This is a genomic window from Caballeronia sp. Lep1P3 (assembly GCF_022879595.1).
Classification (GTDB): domain Bacteria; phylum Pseudomonadota; class Gammaproteobacteria; order Burkholderiales; family Burkholderiaceae; genus Caballeronia.
In genome coordinates, this window is sequence record NZ_CP084265.1 from 1,067,524 (window position 1) to 1,085,113 (window position 17,590).

Here is a 17,590-nt window from a genome sequence, read left to right on the forward strand (position 1 = left end):
CACATCCCACCTTCCTGTCGCGCCGCCGTTGCAATGCGGCCGCTTTACGCTGACGTTCGAGCGTCCGCTCGTGATGGGCATTCTGAACGTCACGCCCGACTCGTTTTCCGATGGCGGCCGCTTCCTCTCGCGCGATGCCGCCCTCGCGCGCGCCGAGCGAATGCTTGCCGATGGCGCGGACATCGTTGATATCGGCGGCGAATCGACGCGGCCGGGCGCGCCGCCCGTGCCGCTCGACGAAGAACTGGCGCGCGTGATTCCCATCGTCGAGGCGCTGCGCGCGGTGCGGGTTCCGCTGTCGGTCGACACGTACAAGCCCACGCTGATGCGCGCCGCACTCGATGCAGGCGCGGACATGATCAACGACATCTGGGGCTTTCGTCAGGACGGCGCAATCGACGCGGTGAAAGACGCGAACTGCGGCCTGTGCGTGATGCACATGCTCGGCGAGCCGCGCACCATGCAGTTGCACGAACCCGTTTACGAGGATGTCGTCGCGTCGGTGCGCGAATTCTTCGCCGAGCGCATGTCGATGCTCGCGAGCGCAGGCGTGGCGGCGGATCGCATCAGTCTCGACCCCGGCTACGGCTTCGGAAAGACGGTCGGGCATAATTACACACTGCTTGCCGAACTCAGTGCGACGTTGCCTTCGGGCACGCATCGTCCGCTTCTGGCCGGCATGTCGCGCAAATCGATGCTCGGTGCAGTCACCGGACGCGGCGCCGGCGAACGTCTGAGCGCGAGCATCGCGGCGGCGGTTTGCGCGGCCGAGCGCGGCGCGGCCATCATCCGCGTGCATGATGTCGCGCAAACCGTCGACGCGCTAAACGTTTGGCAGGCAACAAAAGACGCCGCGCGCGGCGGGCAATATTGAAGCGAATCTTTCGAAGCTGACGGCGGAGGCGTCCTGCCGCCATGAACGACAACACAAGCCGCGGACCACAACAGGCGCCATACGTCCGCGAGGAGGGCCAGGCAACGATGACACGACGATATTTTGGAACTGACGGCATTCGCGGGCGCGTTGGCGCGGCCCCGATCACCCCGGACTTCGTACTGAGGCTCGGCTACGCGGCGGGCAAGGTGCTCGCGGGCGCGGGGCAGCCGGCGCAGAAGGGCAATCGCCCGACGGTGCTGATCGGCAAGGACACGCGCGTGTCCGGCTACATGCTCGAAGCGGCGCTCGAGTCCGGCTTTTCGGCGGCGGGCGTCGACGTGATGCTCGCCGGCCCGATGCCCACGCCCGGCGTCGCGTATCTCACGCGGGCGCTGCGCCTTTCGGCGGGCGTGGTCATCAGCGCGTCGCACAATCCTTACGACGACAACGGCATCAAATTCTTTTCCGCCGACGGCAACAAGCTGCCCGACGAAGTCGAATCGCGCATCGAGGCGCAGCTCGAGCTGCCGATGGACTGCGCGCCTTCCGAGCATCTCGGCAAGGCGCGCCGTCTCGACGACGCGGGCGGCCGCTACATCGAGTTCTGCAAAAGCACGTTCCCCGCGAACTTCGACCTGCGCGGCCTGAAACTCGTGGTGGACTGCGCGCACGGAGCGGCGTATGACGTCGCGCCGCACGTCTTTCATGAACTCGGCGCGGAAGTCGTGCCGATCGGCGTGTCGCCCAACGGCTTCAATATCAACGACGGCGTCGGCGCAACGGCGCCCGATGCGCTCGTTCGCGCGGTGAAGGAGCACGGCGCGGACATCGGTATCGCGCTGGATGGCGATGCGGACCGATTACAGGTTGTCGATTCGAGCGGGCGTCTCTATAACGGCGACGAACTGCTCTACGTGCTGGTGAAGGACCGCATCGCGACCGACGGCAAGGTGGAAGGCGCGGTCGGCACGCTGATGACCAACATGGCGGTCGAAGTCGCGCTGAAAGAAGCCGGCGTTCAGTTCGTGCGCGCGGCCGTGGGCGATCGCTATGTGCTGGAAAAGCTGCGCGAGCATGGCTGGCAGCTCGGCGCGGAAGGCTCGGGCCATATCCTGTCGCTGGATCGGCATTCGACGGGCGACGGCATCGTGTCCGCGCTGCTCGTGCTGGCCGCGCTCAAGCGCAGCGGCAAGACGCTCGCCGAACTGCTCGACGGCGTGAGCCTCTTCCCTCAAAAGCTCATCAACGTGCGCATGAGCGCGGGTGCGGACTGGAAGAACAGCGACGCGATTCGCCGCGCGGTCGAGCAAGCCGAGCATTCCCTCGAATCGCGCGGTCGGGTCTTGATTCGCGCGTCGGGAACCGAACCGGTCCTGCGCGTGATGGTGGAAGCCGCCGCGCAGCAGGACGCCGTTCGCCACGCGGAAACGATTGCGCAAGTCGTAAAGGACGTGACTTCGTAGGCGTTCACTGAAAAACATGCGTTTTCGCTAAAGCGGGCTTCGGCCCGCTTTTTTTTCGCGCCGCAGACCGGTGACCAAGGACCGATCAACCCACTTTCGATACGTAAGCCGGATGTCACGCACCTTTCACGGAGAGTCACATTACTGTCACAGAGACTGCCTATATTTCGCGGTGTCGTCTCACACGTTCTCAACCCTTGGAGGTCTCATGAAATTGATGCACACCGCGCTGGCTGGCGTAATTGGCGCAATGTTCGCCATCTCTGCGCAAGCGGCCGATATCACCGGCGCGGGCAGCACCTTCGCAGCTCCGATCTACACCAAGTGGGCAGACGCCTATCAAAAAAGCGGCGGCGGCAAGGTCAACTACCAGGGCATCGGTTCGTCGGGCGGCATCAAGCAGATCGTCGCCAAGACGGTGGATTTCGCAGGTTCGGACGCACCGCTCAAGGACGACGAACTCACGAAGGACGGTCTCTTCCAATTTCCGACGGTGGTGGGCGGCGTGGTGCCGGTCATCAACGTGCCGGGCGTGAAGGCGGGCGAAGTGACGCTGTCGGGCCAGGTGCTCGGCGACATCTATCTCGGCAAGATCAAGAAGTGGAACGACCCGGCCATCGCCGCGCTGAACCCGAAGGTCAAGCTGCCGGATACGGATATCGCCGTGGTGCGCCGCGCGGACGGCTCGGGCACGAGCTTCATCTGGACGAACTATCTGTCGAAGGTCAACGCCGACTGGAAGTCGAAAGTGGGCGAAGGTTCGACGGTCAACTGGCCGACCGGCACGGGCGGCAAGGGCAACGACGGCGTCGCGGCGTTCGTGCAGCGTCTGCCGGGCGCGATCGGCTATGTCGAGTGGGCCTATGCCAAGCAGAACCACATGACGTATGTCGGCCTGAAGAATTCGGCGGGCACGGTGGTCGAGCCGAAGACGGAGACGTTCAAGGCGGCGGCTGCGGGCGCGGACTGGTCGAAGTCGTTCTACCAGATTCTGACGAACGAGCAGGGCAAGGATGCCTGGCCGATCGTCGGCGCGACGTTCGTTCTGCTGCACTCCACGCAGGACAAGGCCGCGCAGGGCACCGAGACGCTCAAGTTCTTCGATTGGGCGTTCAAGAACGGCAACCAGGCCGCGAACGACCTCGACTACATCTCGCTGCCGGATTCGGTCGTGGCGGAAATCCGCTCGCAATGGAAGGCGAAGGTGAAGGACGCATCCGGCAAGCCGGTTGCTGAGTAAAACCGTAGCAGGCAGTCGTTCGAAACTGTTCCGGGCTTGCGCGGGACAGCATGCAGCAAAAAGCCGCGCGGCGATCTGGAAATCGCCGCGCGGTCTGACACGTAGCGTAACCAAGGCTCCCATGTCGGACATCAACCTCGCGTCGGCACCGCCGGCGGCGCATGCACAGCGCGCGCCGAGCCGTATCGGCGACATCATTTTCGGCGGCATCACCCGGCTTGCGGCCATCGTGACGCTGCTGCTCCTGGGCGGCATCATCGTTTCGCTCCTCATCGCGTCGATGCCGACGATCCAGAAGTTCGGCCTGAGCTTTCTGTGGCGCGCGGAATGGGATCCACCGAGCGACAGCTTCGGCGCGCTGGTGCCGATCTACGGCACCATCGCGACGTCGCTCATCGCGCTCATCATCGCGGTGCCGGTGAGCTTCGGCATCGCGCTGTTTCTGACGGAGCTTTCGCCCGCGTGGCTGCGCCGTCCGCTCGGCGTCGCCATCGAGCTGCTCGCGGCGATTCCGTCGATCGTCTACGGCATGTGGGGCCTGCTCGTGTTCGCGCCGATCTTCGCCGCATACTTCGAAAAACCGCTTGGGGCTTTGCTCGGCGGCGTGCCGCTCATCGGCGCGTTCTTCCAGGGGCCGCCGATTGGGATCGGCATTCTGTGCGCGGGCGTCATCCTCGCGATCATGATCATCCCGTATATCGCGTCGGTGATGCGCGACGTCTTCGAGGTCACGCCGGTGCTGCTCAAGGAATCGGCATACGGCATCGGCTGCACGACGTGGGAAGTCATGTGGAAGATCGTGCTGCCGTACACGCGCGCCGGCGTGATCGGCGGCGTCATGCTCGGCCTCGGCCGCGCGCTCGGCGAAACGATGGCGGTGACGTTCGTGATCGGCAACACCAATCTGCTCGACAACGTGTCGCTCTTTTCTCCGGGCAACAGCATCACGTCCGCGCTTGCCAACGAATTCGCGGAAGGGAGTCCCGGCCTGCATACGTCGGCGCTGATGGAACTGGGCCTGATTCTCTTCGTCATCACGTTCTTCGTACTCGCGCTCTCCAAGCTGATGCTTTTGCGCATGGAACGCGGGGAGGGTGCAAAGTGAGCCGTCCCGCAACTTTCGATGACCACGATCGCGTGCAAGCCTCGCGCGTGAAGCTGCAGCGCCGCCGACGCGGCACCAACGCGATCGCGCTGACGCTCTCGCTCGCGGCGATGGCCTTCGGCCTCGTCTGGCTCGTGTGGATTCTCTACACGACGCTGCGCCTCGGCATCTCCGGCTTGTCCGTCGAGCTGTTCACGCAGTCGACGCCGCCGCCGAACACCGATGGCGGCGGTCTTGCCAACGCCATCGTCGGCAGCCTGATGCTCGTCGCGCTGGCAACGTGCGTCGGCACGCCGCTCGGCATTCTCGCGGGCGTCTATCTCGCGGAATACGGCCAGAAGCGCTGGCTCGCGAGCGCCACGCGCTTTATCAACGACATCCTGCTGTCCGCGCCGTCCATCGTCGTCGGTCTGTTCGTGTATGCGCTCGTCGTCGCGAAGATGGGGCGATTCTCCGGCTGGGCCGGCGTGATCGCGCTCGGGCTGCTGCAGATTCCGATCGTCATCCGCACGACGGAAAACATGCTGAAGCTCGTGCCGAACGCGCTGCGCGAAGCGGCTTTCGCGCTCGGCACGCCCAAGTGGAAGATGGTCATGTCCATCACGCTGAAGGCGTCGGTGGGCGGCATCGTGACGGGCGTGCTGCTGGCGGTCGCGCGCATTGCAGGCGAAACCGCGCCGCTGCTTTTCACGGCGCTGTCGAACCAGTTCTTCTCCGTGGACATGAATCAGCCGGTCGCGAATCTGCCGGTCACGATCTACAAGTTCGCGATGAGCCCGTTCCCGCAATGGCAGACGCTCGCGTGGGCCGGCGTGTTCCTGATTACGCTCGGCGTGCTGGGTCTCAATATCCTGGCGCGGTCGATTTTTTCGAAGAAATAAGGTCGGAGTGATTCCATGAGTATGGTCGAAAGTGGTGTCAACCACCTGAATGCGAAGTCGGACGCGCCTGTCGAGCGCGGTCCGGTTCCCGGCAGCACGCGCCCGACGCACGGCTCGCCGCCCGCCGACTCGATCAAGCCGAAGATCGAGGTGAAGAACCTGAACTTCTTCTACAACAAGTATCACGCGCTCAAGAACATCAACCTGCGCATTCCCGAGAAGAAAGTGACCGCGTTCATAGGTCCGTCGGGTTGCGGCAAGTCCACGCTCCTGCGCACGTTCAACAAGATGTACGCGCTCTATCCGGAGCAGCGCGCCGAAGGCGAAATCCTGATGGATGGCGCAAACCTGCTCGAAACCACGCGCGACATTTCGCTTCTGCGCGCGCGAGTCGGAATGGTGTTCCAGAAGCCGACGCCGTTCCCGATGTCGATCTACGACAACATCGCGTTCGGCGTGAAGATGTTCGAGCAGCTTTCGCGCTCGGAAATGGACGATCGCATCGAATGGGCGCTCACGAAGGCCGCGCTGTGGACCGAGGTGAAGGACAAGTTGCAGCAAAGCGGCTATGGGCTGTCGGGCGGCCAGCAGCAGCGCCTTTGCATCGCGCGCGGCATCGCTATCCGGCCGGAAGTGCTGTTGCTCGACGAACCGTGCTCCGCGCTCGATCCGATCTCGACCGGCCGCATCGAAGAGCTGATCGCGGAGCTGAAGAACGACTACACCGTCGTGATCGTCACGCATAACATGCAGCAGGCCGCGCGCTGCTCGGACTACACTGCCTATATGTACCTCGGTGAGTTGATCGAATTCGGCGATACCGAGAAGATCTTCATCAAGCCCGCCCGCAAGGAAACGGAAGACTACATCACGGGCCGCTTCGGCTAAAGGACTAAGGAGCAGAGCATGTCCGATAAACATCTGTCGAGCCAATTCGACGCCGATCTCAACACGGTGTCGTCGAAAGTGCTGGAAATGGGCGGTCTCGTCGAGTCGCAAATCACGGCGGCGATGCAGGCATTGAACGAGTTCGATATCAACATCGCCGATCAGGTGATCGCGGCGGAAACGCGCCTGAACACGATGGAAGTCGAGATCGACGAAGAGTGCAGCAACATCATCGCGCGCCGTCAGCCGGCCGCGCGCGATCTCCGTCTTCTCATGGCGATCTCGAAGACCATCACGAATCTGGAGCGCGCCGGCGACGAAGCCGAGAAGATCGCCAAGCGCGTGAAGCGCATCAACGAGGACGGCGCGGGCCGCACGGTGAACATCGCGGAGATCAAGCTCTCGGGCGAGATGGCGGTGTCGATCCTGCGCCGCGCGCTCGATGCGTTCGCGCGCCTCGATACGGTGGCCGCCGCGCAGATCGTGCGCGACGACAAGGCCATCGACGACGAATTCCGCGCCTTCGTGCGCAAGCTCGTCACGTACATGATGGAAGACCCGCGCACCATTTCCGCGGGCCTCGATTATCTGTTCATCGCGAAGGCGGTGGAGCGCATCGGCGATCACGCGAAGAACATCGCCGAGTTCATCATCTACATCGTGAAGGGCACGGACGTGCGCCATATCTCGCGCGATCAGCTCGAACGCGAAGCGCTCAGTTAATCCAACGTTCCACTTCAAGCAAAAGGTCAAGAGGTGCCGATGCCCAGCAGTATCCTCGTCGTCGAAGACGAACCCGCGATCTCCGAACTGATCTCGGTGAATCTGCAACATGCGGGACATTGCCCGATTCGCGCCTATAACGCGGAGCAGGCGCAAAACCTGATCAGCGACGTGCTGCCCGATCTCGTGCTGCTCGACTGGATGCTGCCCGCGAAGTCCGGCATCGCCTTCGCGCGCGAGTTGCGCAACAACGAGCGCACGAAGCACATTCCGATCATCATGCTGACCGCGCGCGGCGACGAGCAGGACAAGGTGCTCGGCCTCGAAATCGGCGCGGACGACTACGTGACCAAGCCGTTTTCGCCGAAGGAACTGATGGCGCGCATCAAGGCCGTGCTGCGCCGTCGCGCGCCGCAACTGACCGAGGACGTCGTCGCGATCAACGGCCTGCGTCTCGATCCGGCGACGCATCGCGTGGCGGCGAATCAGTCGGGCAGCGACATCAAGCTCGATCTCGGCCCGACCGAGTTCCGGCTGCTGCACTTCTTCATGACGCATCCGGAGCGCGTGCACAGCCGCACGCAACTGCTGGATCAGGTCTGGGGCGATCACGTGTTCGTGGAAGAGCGCACGGTCGACGTGCATATCAAGCGTCTGCGCGCCGCGCTGAAGCCCGCAGGCTGCGATGCTATGATCGAAACGGTGCGCGGCAGCGGCTACCGGCTCGCCAAGGGCGCATGAGCTCGCCCGGTCTTTTCTAGCCGCGCCGATATTCGCCGTCATCCGATCCCGCCGACAACATGAACATCATCTGGACGCGCTCGATCGTGTCCCTGGCCTTGCTCGCCGCGATCAGCGCCGCGATCGGCGTCTTTGCGGGCGTGCGCGTGGCGCTCGGCTTCGCGGTCGCGATGCTCGTCGTGCAGACTTTCGTGAGCACGTATCACACGCAGCGCCTGTGGCGTCTTCTCGATGCCCCCGTCTACGGCGAAGTGCCGAGCGCGCTCGGCGTCTGGGGCGAAATCTACTATCGGCTGCACAAGCTCGCGAAGCGCTGGCACGCGCAGGTGCGGCAGGTCGAGCAGCAACATTCGCGTTTCATTCAGGCGATCCAGGCATCGCCCAACGGTGTCGCGATGCTCGACGATCACGACCAGATCGAGTGGTGCAACGCCATCGCGGAGAAGCATTTCGGGCTCGATGCGAAGCGCGACCTGCGTCAGCACATCACGCATCTCGTGCGTCAGCCGGACTTCATCCGCTATCTGAATTCGCACCATTACGACGAGATGCTCATCATGCGCGGCATGGGCGCGAACCGGCAGCGCTCGCTCTCCGTGCAGGTGTTTCCGTATGGCGAGAACCGCAAGCTGATCCTCACGCAGGACATCACCGAACTCGAGCGCACGGATTCCATGCGCCGCGACTTCGTCGCGAACGTATCGCATGAACTGAAGACGCCGCTCACGGTGCTCTCGGGCTTTCTCGAAACGATGCGCGATTTGCCGCTCGACGAAGCGGACCGTGCGCGCTATCTCGACATGATGAGCCAGCAGGCGACGCGCATGCAGAACATCGTGCGCGATCTGCTCGTGCTCGCGAACCTCGAAGGCGACATGCGTCCGCCCGGCGACGAACTGCTCGACGTGCGCGCGGTGCTGCGTCATCTGGAGGACGATGCGAACAGTCTGTCGGGCGGGCGTCATCGCATCCGTTTTCATAGCGACGATGCGCTGACGGTCGCGGGCGCGGAAACGGAACTGGTGAGCGCGCTCGGCAATCTGGTCACGAACGCGGTGCGCTATACGCCCGATGGCGGCACCATCGACGTGTCATGGCAGCGGGAGAAAGATCGCGCGGTATTCACGGTGAAGGACAGCGGCCTCGGCATTCCGGCCGAACACATTCCGCGTCTGACCGAGCGGTTCTATCGCGTGGACCGCAGCCGTTCGCGCGATACGGGCGGCACGGGGCTCGGCCTCGCCATCGTCAAGCATGTGCTGCAACGGCACAACGCCGAACTCGACGTGAAGAGCGAAGTGGGGCGCGGAAGCACGTTCATCGTGCGCTTCGCGGCATCGCGCACGGCGCAGAGAAAATCGGTCGCGGCTTAAAGGCCGACGTTCACGCGCGAATCACGAACAGAACTTGGCGAGCAGGCCGAGTTGCGCGTTGCGGATCGACTTGCCCGAGCGGCGCTTGCGATAGTGCCCGTCGCTTTGCATGACCCATGCGGATTGATTGTCGCCGAGCGAAACCGAAAGCCCTTCGGCGATCACGCGGCGCTTGAGCCGCCGGTCGCGAATCGGGAACGCGACTTCCACGCGACGGAAGAAGTTGCGGTCCATCCAGTCGGCGCTCGACAGATAGACATCTTCCTTGCCGTTCGCATAGAAATAGAAGATGCGATGGTGTTCGAGAAAGCGCCCGACGATCGAGCGCACCGTGATGTTCTCCGAGAGATCCTCGACGCCGGGCTTGAGCGAGCACACGCCGCGCACGATCAGGTCGATCTTCACGCCCGCATGCGATGCCTCGTAGAGCGCGGCGATCACCGTCGGTTCGAGCAGCGCGTTCATCTTCGCGACGATGCGCGCGCGCCGTCCCGCACGCGCATGTTCGGCTTCGGCGCGAATGGCTTCGATGAGCTTCGCATGCAGCGTGAACGGCGACTGCCATAGCTGATGCAGCGCGATCTCACCGCCGATGCCCGTCAACTGCTGAAACACGTGATGCACGTCTTCGCACATCTGCTGATCGGCGGTCATCAGCCCGAAGTCGGTGTAAAGACGCGCCGTGCGCGGATGATAGTTGCCGGTGCCGAGATGCGCATAACGCTTGAGCACGGTCTTGCCGCCTTGCGACACGCGCCGCACGATGAGCATCATCTTCGCGTGGCACTTGTGGCCGACGACGCCATACACGACATGCGCGCCGACTGCTTCGAGCTGCGACGCCCAGTTGATGTTCGTCTCTTCGTCGAAGCGCGCGAGCAGTTCCACGACGACGGTCACTTCCTTGCCGTTGCGCGCGGCCTGCATGAGCGCGTCCATCAATGGCGAATCGGTGCCCGTGCGATAGATGGTCTGCTTGATCGCGACCACTTGCGGATCCTTGGCTGCCTGCAACAGCAGTTCCAGCACGGGCTGAAAGCTCTCGTAGGGATGATGCAGCAGGATGTCGCCTTGATCGATGGCATCGAAAAGGCTCGTGGTGTTCGCGATGCTCTTGGGCACCGACGGAATGTGCGGCACGAACTTGAGGTCCGGCCGGTCCACCATTTCCGGTAACTGCATGAGTCGCACGAGATTCACCGCGCCGTTCACGCGATAACAGTCGCGCTCGTTCAACTGGCTTTCGTCGAGCAGGCGGCGAATCAGATGCGGCGGCGTTTCCGCGGAGACTTCGAGCCGCACCGCATTGCCGAGATGCCGCGCCGGCAATTCGCCCTGAAGCGCGACGCGCAGGTTCGTGATTTCGTCTTCGTCGACGAAAAGCTCGCTATTGCGCGTGATGCGAAACTGATTGCAATTGCGCACGACGAGGTTCGGAAACAGTTCGCTCACGAAGTGCTGCATGAACGAACTCAGCAGAACGAAGCCATGCGGATACCCCGACAGCGCCTCGGGCATGCGCACGAGCCGCGGCAGCGCGCGCGGCGCCTGCACGATGCCCATCATCGCCTGACGGCCGAACGCGTCCGTGCCTTCCAGTTCGACGACGAAGTTCAGGCTCTTGTTGAGCACGCGCGGAAACGGATGCGCGGGATCGAGACCGATCGGCGTCAGCACCGGCAGCACTTCGTTGCGGAAATATTCGCGCGCCCACGCTGTCTGCTGCTGGCTCCAGCTTTCGGCGCCATGAAAATAAATGCCTTCCATCTCGAGCGCGGGCAGCACGATGTCGTGCAGCATCGCGTATTGTTGATGCACGAGGCGTTGCGCGCGTTCGGAAACGAGATCGTAGACGTGTTGCAGCGACATGCCGTCTGGCGAGACCGAACCGGGGTTGTCGCGCATCTGCTCCTGAAGGCCCGCCATGCGGACTTCGAAGAATTCGTCGAGATTGCTGCTGGTGATGCAGATGAACCGCAGGCGCTCGAGCAAGGGCACCGAAGTGTCGGCGGCTTGCGCCAGTACCCGCTCGTTGAAACCCAGAATGCCCAGTTCACGGTTGAAGAGCGGATAACGTATGGACATCGGCTGGGAGTAGGGCGTCTCGATTGGAAGGGCAGAAGAACGTTCGGATAATCTCACAGTAAGATGTCTTTATTGTGACAGAACGGTTGTCACAAATTCTACTCACATTGCGGATAGCGTCGCTAGCGAGCCGCGCGTTCCGAATCCGCGGTCCCGCTGAGCTTGCCGAAATCCGCTCTTCGCGCCGGCTTGCAATAGAATTCGTGCGCTGCGGCAGCACGGCCAGCACACGCGATGCCGCCGCGCCTTTCTCACTCGACGAATCCGGATATCCGATGGTCACACATCCTCATCTTCTAGCCGCCGTCGACCTCGGATCGAACAGTTTCCGGCTGATCGTCGGGCGCGTCGAGGAAACGCCTGCGGGCAGCCAGATCTATCAGGTCGATGCGTTGCGCGAGCCGGTCCGTCTCGCGGCGGGCCTCTCCAGGGACAAGATGCTCGACCGCGCCTCGCAGTTGCGCGGCTGGGACGCGCTCAGGCGCTTCGGCGAGCGCCTGCGCGACTTTCATCCGGATCAGGTGCGCGCGGTCGCGACCAATACGCTGCGCGTCGCGAAAAACGCGCACGACTTTCTCGTCGAGGCGGAAGCCGCGCTCGGCTTTCCGATCGAAGTGATCGCGGGCAGGGAAGAAGCGCGCCTCATCTACGCGGGCGCGGCGCATTCGGTGCCGGCCATCGCGGGTAAGCGGCTCGTCGTGGATATCGGCGGAGGCTCGACCGAGTTCATCATCGGCTCGCATTACACGCCGATCCACATGGAAAGCCTCTATATCGGCTGTGTGAGTCACAGCCGCCAGTTTTTCGCGGCGGGCAACGTCGACGAATACACGATGCGTCAGGCCGAGCTCGCCGCCAAGCGCGAAATCCAGATCATCTCGCGCGAATACAAGCAGACCGGCTGGGATCAGGCGATCGGCTCGTCGGGCACGGCGCGCGCGCTCGCCGAACTGGTGGAGGCGAACGGCTTCAACGATCCGCAATACACGCACGGCATTTCGCGCGGCGGCCTGGAGCGCCTGAAGCGCGCGCTCATCAAGGCGGAAAACGTGAACCGGCTGAAGCTCGTCGCGCTCAAGCCGGACCGCATTCCGGTGCTTCCCGGCGGGCTGTCGATCATGCTGGGCGTGTTCGAGGAACTGGGCATCGATTACGTCGATACCACCGACGGCGCGCTGCGTCTCGGCGTGCTCTACGACCTGCTCGGCCGCTCGCAGCATCAGGACATGCGGACCGTGACGGTGGAAGGCTTCAAGCGCCGTTATGGCGTCGATGCCGCGCAGGCCGGGCGCATCGGCGATCTCGCTATCAGCTTCTACGATCAGCTCGGCGAGCCCGATGCCGAGCGCCGCGCGGAGAACCGCATGTTCCTCGCGTGGGCGGCGTCGCTGCACGAGATCGGGCTGTCCATCGCGCATAGCGCCTATCACAAGCATTCGGCGTATATCGCGAGCAACGCGGACATGCCCGGCTTTTCACGCACCGATCAGGCGCGGCTCGCGGCGCTCGTGCTCGGTCACGCGGGCAAGCTCGGCAAGCTCGCGCAGGCGCGCGACGTCGACTGGACGCTGCTTTTCTGCCTGCGGCTCGCGGCGCTCTTGTCGCGGCGGCGCACGGATGTCGGGTTGCCGGGCATCGAAGTAAGGGCTGCGGCAGGCGGCTTCGAGGTGCGCCTGCCGAGCGACTGGGTGACGAACAACCCGCTCACCGACTACAGCCTCGTGCAGGAAGCGATGGAGTGGGAGAAGATCGGGCGGCCGTATCGCGTGATTTATACCGGCGATTGAACGGCCGCCTTCCGAATCCTGGCGTGCGGATCAGCGCCCGCGAACGAGCGCCCCGTCGCCGATGAAGTGCCGCGCATAACGCGCGTTGATCTCCGACAGCCGAAAGAGCGTGAGGAAGTCCGCCGTGTTGAAGTCGGGGTCCCACGCGGGCGCGCCGCAGATTCTCGCGCCGAGGCGCAGATAGCCTTTGACGAGCGGCGGCGGGCTCACGTCGGCGCCCGTGCGCAATTCCTCGACCGGCAGCGGCGTATGCGCGAACGCGCGATATTCGGGCGCGGTGAGCGCGTCGGCGGAAAGCGACGCATACAGGTTCGCGGCGTAGTGGCCGCCATCGCCCATGCCGACGCTCGCGCAGCCGAGCATCGTCTCGTAGCCGTTGTGCATCATGTACGCCGCGAGCCCGCCCCACAGCGACATGATGACCGCGCCGCTGCGGTAATCCGGATGCACGCAGGAGCGTCCCACTTCCACGAGCTTTGGCCGCAGATGCGTGAGGCGCGAGACATCGAACTCGCTTTCCGCGTACAGCCGGCCGATGCGCGCGGCCTCGTGCGGCGGCAACACGCGATACGTGCCGACGACCTTAAGCGTATCGAGATCACGCACGAGCAGGTGATCGCAATAGGCATCGAAAGCGTCGACGTCGAGGCCGGCGGGACCGGACAGACGCGCGCCCATTTCGTCGGCGAACACGCGGTAGCGCAGGCGCTGGGCTTCGCGCAAGGCATCGTCGGAGCGCGCCCACGCGACTTGCAGGCGATGCTGCCCGGTGACGGTTTCGGCGGGACGCGGGAGATGGCGGCGCGCATCGAGCGAAAGCGACGATGCTCCGAATTGCAGGGCGGGCGTCGGCAGATCTTGCATGGGCGTTCCTCGGCAGGACGGTAAGCTTTTGTCCTCGCCAATGTAAGGAAGCCGGGTGACGCTCCGGTGGCGCGCGGCAGTGACGTTTCGATGAAACGACACACGCCTCGCCGGTGCCGCTCGCGCTAGAGCAGGTCTGGATTCATCACCGCGCGCACGACCGTCTGCCCGTCGCCAGCGCGCGTGCGGCCCTGGAACCACCAGATGCCGCTCTTCTTGATCGCCCATTCCATTTCTTCGCCCGTCAGAAGCAACGCCGCCACGCAGCCGAGCGTCGGCTGATGCCCGACGATCACGACCGTCTGCCCGATGCCCTCGGGCCAGCCGGCCGCATCGAGCACGTCGGCTGCGCTTCTGCCGGGCGCGAGTTCGTCGACCACGCGATAGCGGTCGCCGAAGGCTTCGGCCGTCTGAATCGTGCGCGTGGCGGGGCTTGCGAGAAAGAGCGCGTCGTCGTCGAGACGCGCTCTCAGCCACTTGGCGATGCCTTGCGCCTGTTTGCGTCCGCGCGACGTGAGTTGCCGCGCGAGATCGCTCGATGCCTGGTCTTCCGCTTCGGCGTGTCGCCAGAGAATGAGGTTCATCGATCGTCTCCTGTTTGGCTTTTGCTGTAGAACGTTGCGTGCCAGCGCGCCTCGTTTGCGGTTATGCGTCATCGACGTTACAATACGCGGCTTGTCGGAGCGTAGCGCAGCCTGGTAGCGCATCTGATTTGGGATCAGAGGGTCGAAGGTTCGAATCCTTTCGCTCCGACCACGATACAACGAAGGGGTTACAAGTTTCGGCTTGTAACCCCTTCGTCTTTTCCGACGCCCGTTCAGGAAACTTCATGCCGCGTATCGCTTCTCTTGCCGTCTGCATGGCCGCTTTCGCCGCCTCCTGCCTGCTATCGGCGTGTGCCGATTCCTCGACGCACAAGCATCCCCCGCAAGACCCGCCCGACTACAAGGGCGTACCGACCGACACGCGCCCGCCGTCGATGCTGATCGCACCGACGCAGTCCGAGTAAATCCCCGACGCTACAGCCATTGGAGAAATCCCGCAGATCGGTCGAATCTACGTGGACGAATCACTCTATCAATCGATTGGGCGAAATTTTTGCCTGCCGGGTATCATCTGACGACTCGTCGCCAACCGGTTTCGCCATGAATCTGCTGTGGGTTTTCGCTGCCGTCGCACCTTTCGCGCTAACTTCGCTTTTCGCGTTTGCCGCGCGTATCGATCCCCATTCGGGACGCTGGCGGCCGCCGGCGCGCAAGCCGCGCAAGAGCGCGACGTCTCGCGCGCCAACGCACGCGGTCACTGCTTGCAGCGAATGACCATCGAACGGTTCTTGATGTTTGCGCCGAAGATGCCGGCGATCGAACCGCCCGCGGTCGCGCCGTTATCGGCGTCCTTCGACACCACGTCGTAGCCATAAGCGCCGCACATCTCGCCCGCCTGCTTGTAGCACGCAGCCCAGCTCGTGCTTGCGTCGCCGCCGCTGCAATTGATCGCGAATCCGGTTTCGCCGGAGGGCAGGTAGGTCATTGTCGCCGTGTGCGCGCAGCCGCCCAGCGCGCTCGCCGCGAGTGCTGCGGCGAGATATGTCTTTCTACTCGAAATCATTCGTCTTCCTCGTAACGGCCGCGCCGATATCAACGCGGCGGCAAGTAGCGCGCCGGGTCCGCCGAGCGGCCCATGTAGCGCACTTCGAAATGCAGCATCGTGCGATCGCTGTCCGTATCGCCCATTTCGGCGATCTGCTGTCCCTGCTGCACCGTCTGACCTTCCTTGACGAGCAGCGTCCGGTTATGCGCGTAGGCAGTGAGGTAGTCGTCGTTATGCTTGACGATCAGCATGTTGCCGTAGCCGCGCAAGCCGTTGCCCGCATAGACGACGTTGCCCGCCGCCGCCGCGACGACCGGCGTGCCCGCCGAATTCCCGATGTCGATGCCCTTCGAACTCTTGCCGTCGAAGCCGCGAATCACCGTGCCTTGCGCGGGCCATATCAGCGAGACGCGCGGGGCCGCGCTCTCTTGCGCGGGCGGCTGCGCGGCGGTTTCGCTCTTCGCGGGCGCGGAAGGGCTCGCCAACGCCTTGCCTGCGGGCGGCTCGACGCGCAGCACCTGCCCGACCTCGATGGCGTCCGGATTCGTGAGCGCGTTCCAGCGCGTGATGTTGCGCACCGACGTGTGATTGTCGCGCGCGACCTTGGACAAGGTGTCGCCGCGCTGCACCCGATAGTATCCCGGCGCAACCGGAGCCGAACCGCATGCGGCGAGCGCCGCAACGAGCGGCACAACGAACGATAGGCAGACGAACTGCCGAATTCTTGTTTGCAAACCTGACCTCGCAAGGCGCCGTCGCGCCTGATGCCGCGCGACGGATCGAAAGGGCAGGATTTTACCGTCTCGGAATTACGCGGACAGAAACGCGCTTCGTGGGCGCCGAACGCATCGGGCGCAGCTTGGACCGCACGGCGCTCATCGCGCGGGCGTGACGACGAGCCTGAGCAACGCCGACTCCGTCTTGCCCGGCGCGAGCCAGCGCAATCCGCGGCCATTATGGATGGCATCGGGCAGGCCGATCCACGGCTCCACGCAGTAGAAGTCCGCGCTATCGGACTCGGTCCAGGTCGTCACGGCGTACCACGGCACCGAATCCGGCTGATGCAACTCGAAGCTGACCGTGCGATTGCGCTGCGGCAGCACGAGGCGCACCGGCTCGTCGGAAGGCCCGGTCAGGCAATGAAAGCAATCGACGATATCCGCATCCGCGAGCGAATAGCGCGGCGCGCCGGGTTCCGCATCGGTGATCGAGCCGTCCGGCAGCTGGCGCCGCCGCTCGGTTCGCGGCAACGCGATGCTGCTTTCGGCGCGCTCGCCGTGCGGCAGATGAAAATAGAAGTGATGTCCCGCGTAGTAGGGCAGCGCGACCTCGCCGGGATTCGATGTCGTCAGTTCGACTTCGAGCGTCGCGGCATCGACGAGACGGTAGGCCGCCTCGAAGCGGAACGCGAACGGATAGCCCTCGCGTGTGGCGTCGCTGTCGACGAGCGTCATGCGCAGGCCGTGACCGTCCGCGTCGCGCGTCGCGGCGAAAGGCAGGTTGCGTGCGAAGCCGTGGGTCGGCAGCGCATGCACGACGCCATCCGCGTCGCGCCATTTGCCGATTTCGCCGTCGACGAAATGCCGCCCGAGGAACGGAAACAACAGCGGATTGCCGCCGCGAATCTTCGCGGCGTTCGACCAGGTGGCATCGTCGAGCGGATCGGGCCAGTGAATTACCGGCTCGCCGCCGATGCGCCACGTCATGAGCCGGCCGCCGGCATGCGGGGCGAGCAGGATGGCGGCGCCGTCGCGCTCGATTTCGATGATGTCTTTCTCAGGTGACATGGTGGCAACGCACTCCACGAGCGGCCAGGCGGCCGGCGGTTTCAAGGATGCGTCGATTCTGCCTCGCTTTTTTCTCGGGAGAAACCCTTTGCGGGAAATCGCGACTGACGAAGCAAACTCCAATGTGTTGTTATGAGGCCCTAATGTGTGAAACCAGACGGACAGGAGCGAAGCATGGATCTGGCG

At 63.9% G+C, this 17,590-nt stretch carries 17 protein-coding genes and 1 tRNA gene; 12 read left to right on the forward strand and 6 right to left on the reverse strand.

Annotated features, from left to right (window positions below; genetic code table 11):
* Nucleotides 1-73 precede the first annotated feature (73 nt).
* From folP to phoR, 9 genes are all read left to right on the forward strand, one after another.
* Nucleotides 74-874 carry a dihydropteroate synthase gene (gene folP, locus LDZ27_RS05010; RefSeq protein WP_244816042.1) on the forward strand — a complete coding sequence of 267 codons (801 nt, stop codon included), beginning with the start codon at nucleotides 74-76 and terminating at the stop codon, nucleotides 872-874.
* Between the two features lie 107 nt (nucleotides 875-981).
* A complete protein-coding gene (gene glmM, locus LDZ27_RS05015; RefSeq protein ID WP_244815608.1) occupies nucleotides 982-2,340 on the forward strand; it encodes a phosphoglucosamine mutase in 1,359 nt (452 codons plus the stop codon).
* Between the two features lie 208 nt (nucleotides 2,341-2,548).
* Complete coding sequence (pstS, locus tag LDZ27_RS05020; RefSeq protein ID WP_244815609.1) at nucleotides 2,549-3,580, forward strand: phosphate ABC transporter substrate-binding protein PstS; 1,032 nt, start codon at nucleotides 2,549-2,551, stop codon at nucleotides 3,578-3,580.
* A gap of 121 nt (nucleotides 3,581-3,701) precedes the next feature.
* Nucleotides 3,702-4,685, forward strand: coding sequence for a phosphate ABC transporter permease PstC (gene pstC / locus LDZ27_RS05025; RefSeq protein ID WP_244815610.1), 984 nt, complete (start codon nucleotides 3,702-3,704; stop codon nucleotides 4,683-4,685).
* Nucleotides 4,682-5,566: a phosphate ABC transporter permease PstA gene (pstA, locus tag LDZ27_RS05030; protein WP_244815611.1), complete on the forward strand. Its 885-nt coding sequence runs from the start codon at nucleotides 4,682-4,684 to the stop codon at nucleotides 5,564-5,566. Before pstC ends, pstA begins: the two co-directional genes overlap by 4 nt.
* 15 nt (nucleotides 5,567-5,581) lie before the next feature.
* Nucleotides 5,582-6,454, forward strand: a complete 873-nt coding sequence (gene pstB / locus LDZ27_RS05035; RefSeq protein WP_244815612.1) for a phosphate ABC transporter ATP-binding protein PstB — start codon at nucleotides 5,582-5,584, stop codon at nucleotides 6,452-6,454.
* 18 nt (nucleotides 6,455-6,472) lie between these two features.
* Nucleotides 6,473-7,177, forward strand: coding sequence for a phosphate signaling complex protein PhoU (gene phoU / locus LDZ27_RS05040; protein WP_244815613.1), 705 nt, complete (start codon nucleotides 6,473-6,475; stop codon nucleotides 7,175-7,177).
* Between the two features lie 39 nt (nucleotides 7,178-7,216).
* On the forward strand, nucleotides 7,217-7,918 hold the full coding sequence (gene phoB / locus LDZ27_RS05045) for a phosphate regulon transcriptional regulator PhoB (protein WP_244815614.1): 702 nt from the start codon (nucleotides 7,217-7,219) through the stop codon (nucleotides 7,916-7,918).
* A 59-nt stretch (nucleotides 7,919-7,977) separates the two neighbouring features.
* Nucleotides 7,978-9,291 carry a phosphate regulon sensor histidine kinase PhoR gene (gene phoR / locus LDZ27_RS05050; RefSeq protein ID WP_244815615.1) on the forward strand — a complete coding sequence of 438 codons (1,314 nt, stop codon included), beginning with the start codon at nucleotides 7,978-7,980 and terminating at the stop codon, nucleotides 9,289-9,291.
* 21 nt (nucleotides 9,292-9,312) lie between these two features.
* On the opposite strand, the gene ppk1 is transcribed toward phoR, so the two are convergent.
* A complete protein-coding gene (gene ppk1 / locus LDZ27_RS05055; RefSeq protein ID WP_244815616.1) occupies nucleotides 9,313-11,376 on the reverse strand; it encodes a polyphosphate kinase 1 in 2,064 nt (687 codons plus the stop codon).
* A 275-nt stretch (nucleotides 11,377-11,651) separates the two neighbouring features.
* Here ppk1 and ppx point away from each other — a divergent pair, with 275 nt between their 5' ends.
* Nucleotides 11,652-13,163, forward strand: coding sequence for an exopolyphosphatase (gene ppx, locus LDZ27_RS05060; protein ID WP_244815617.1), 1,512 nt, complete (start codon nucleotides 11,652-11,654; stop codon nucleotides 13,161-13,163).
* A gap of 30 nt (nucleotides 13,164-13,193) precedes the next feature.
* On the opposite strand, the gene LDZ27_RS05065 is transcribed toward ppx, so the two are convergent.
* Nucleotides 13,194-14,027 (reverse strand): GNAT family N-acetyltransferase, encoded by an 834-nt coding sequence (locus LDZ27_RS05065; protein ID WP_244815618.1) that lies wholly within the window; start codon nucleotides 14,025-14,027, stop codon nucleotides 13,194-13,196.
* 125 nt (nucleotides 14,028-14,152) lie between these two features.
* Nucleotides 14,153-14,611, reverse strand: a complete 459-nt coding sequence (locus LDZ27_RS05070) for a histidine phosphatase family protein (protein ID WP_244815619.1) — start codon at nucleotides 14,609-14,611, stop codon at nucleotides 14,153-14,155.
* A gap of 95 nt (nucleotides 14,612-14,706) precedes the next feature.
* Here LDZ27_RS05070 and LDZ27_RS05075 point away from each other — a divergent pair.
* Together LDZ27_RS05075 and LDZ27_RS05080 are read left to right on the forward strand one after the other, a co-directional pair.
* Nucleotides 14,707-14,783: transfer RNA gene (locus LDZ27_RS05075), tRNA-Pro, on the forward strand.
* 73 nt (nucleotides 14,784-14,856) lie between these two features.
* Entirely contained in the window at nucleotides 14,857-15,036 is a 180-nt protein-coding gene (locus LDZ27_RS05080) for a hypothetical protein (protein ID WP_244815620.1), read from the forward strand.
* Nucleotides 15,037-15,326: 290 nt separating this feature from the next.
* Here the strand turns inward: LDZ27_RS05080 and LDZ27_RS05085 are convergent, their stop codons facing one another.
* The 3 genes from LDZ27_RS05085 to LDZ27_RS05095 form a co-directional block, all read right to left on the reverse strand.
* On the reverse strand, nucleotides 15,327-15,635 hold the full coding sequence (locus tag LDZ27_RS05085; protein WP_244815621.1) for a hypothetical protein: 309 nt from the start codon (nucleotides 15,633-15,635) through the stop codon (nucleotides 15,327-15,329).
* A gap of 29 nt (nucleotides 15,636-15,664) precedes the next feature.
* On the reverse strand, nucleotides 15,665-16,351 hold the full coding sequence (locus LDZ27_RS05090; protein WP_244815622.1) for a peptidoglycan DD-metalloendopeptidase family protein: 687 nt from the start codon (nucleotides 16,349-16,351) through the stop codon (nucleotides 15,665-15,667).
* A 141-nt stretch (nucleotides 16,352-16,492) separates the two neighbouring features.
* Entirely contained in the window at nucleotides 16,493-17,404 is a 912-nt protein-coding gene (locus LDZ27_RS05095; protein ID WP_244815623.1) for an aldose epimerase, read from the reverse strand.
* Between the last annotated feature and the right edge of the window lie 186 nt (nucleotides 17,405-17,590).

Coding starts and splice junctions, on each gene's coding strand:
- folP (WP_244816042.1), top strand. CDS start 74: ATGGGCATTCTGAACGTCACGCCCGACTCGTTTTCCGATGGCGGCCGC.
- glmM (WP_244815608.1), top strand. CDS start 982: ATGACACGACGATATTTTGGAACTGACGGCATTCGCGGGCGCGTTGGC.
- pstS (WP_244815609.1), top strand. CDS start 2,549: ATGAAATTGATGCACACCGCGCTGGCTGGCGTAATTGGCGCAATGTTC.
- pstC (WP_244815610.1), top strand. CDS start 3,702: ATGTCGGACATCAACCTCGCGTCGGCACCGCCGGCGGCGCATGCACAG.
- pstB (WP_244815612.1), top strand. CDS start 5,582: ATGAGTATGGTCGAAAGTGGTGTCAACCACCTGAATGCGAAGTCGGAC.
- phoU (WP_244815613.1), top strand. CDS start 6,473: ATGTCCGATAAACATCTGTCGAGCCAATTCGACGCCGATCTCAACACG.
- phoB (WP_244815614.1), top strand. CDS start 7,217: ATGCCCAGCAGTATCCTCGTCGTCGAAGACGAACCCGCGATCTCCGAA.
- phoR (WP_244815615.1), top strand. CDS start 7,978: ATGAACATCATCTGGACGCGCTCGATCGTGTCCCTGGCCTTGCTCGCC.
- ppk1 (WP_244815616.1), bottom strand. CDS start 11,376: ATGTCCATACGTTATCCGCTCTTCAACCGTGAACTGGGCATTCTGGGT.
- ppx (WP_244815617.1), top strand. CDS start 11,652: ATGGTCACACATCCTCATCTTCTAGCCGCCGTCGACCTCGGATCGAAC.
- LDZ27_RS05065 (WP_244815618.1), bottom strand. CDS start 14,027: ATGCAAGATCTGCCGACGCCCGCCCTGCAATTCGGAGCATCGTCGCTT.
- LDZ27_RS05070 (WP_244815619.1), bottom strand. CDS start 14,611: ATGAACCTCATTCTCTGGCGACACGCCGAAGCGGAAGACCAGGCATCG.
- LDZ27_RS05080 (WP_244815620.1), top strand. CDS start 14,857: ATGCCGCGTATCGCTTCTCTTGCCGTCTGCATGGCCGCTTTCGCCGCC.
- LDZ27_RS05085 (WP_244815621.1), bottom strand. CDS start 15,635: ATGATTTCGAGTAGAAAGACATATCTCGCCGCAGCACTCGCGGCGAGC.
- LDZ27_RS05095 (WP_244815623.1), bottom strand. CDS start 17,404: ATGTCACCTGAGAAAGACATCATCGAAATCGAGCGCGACGGCGCCGCC.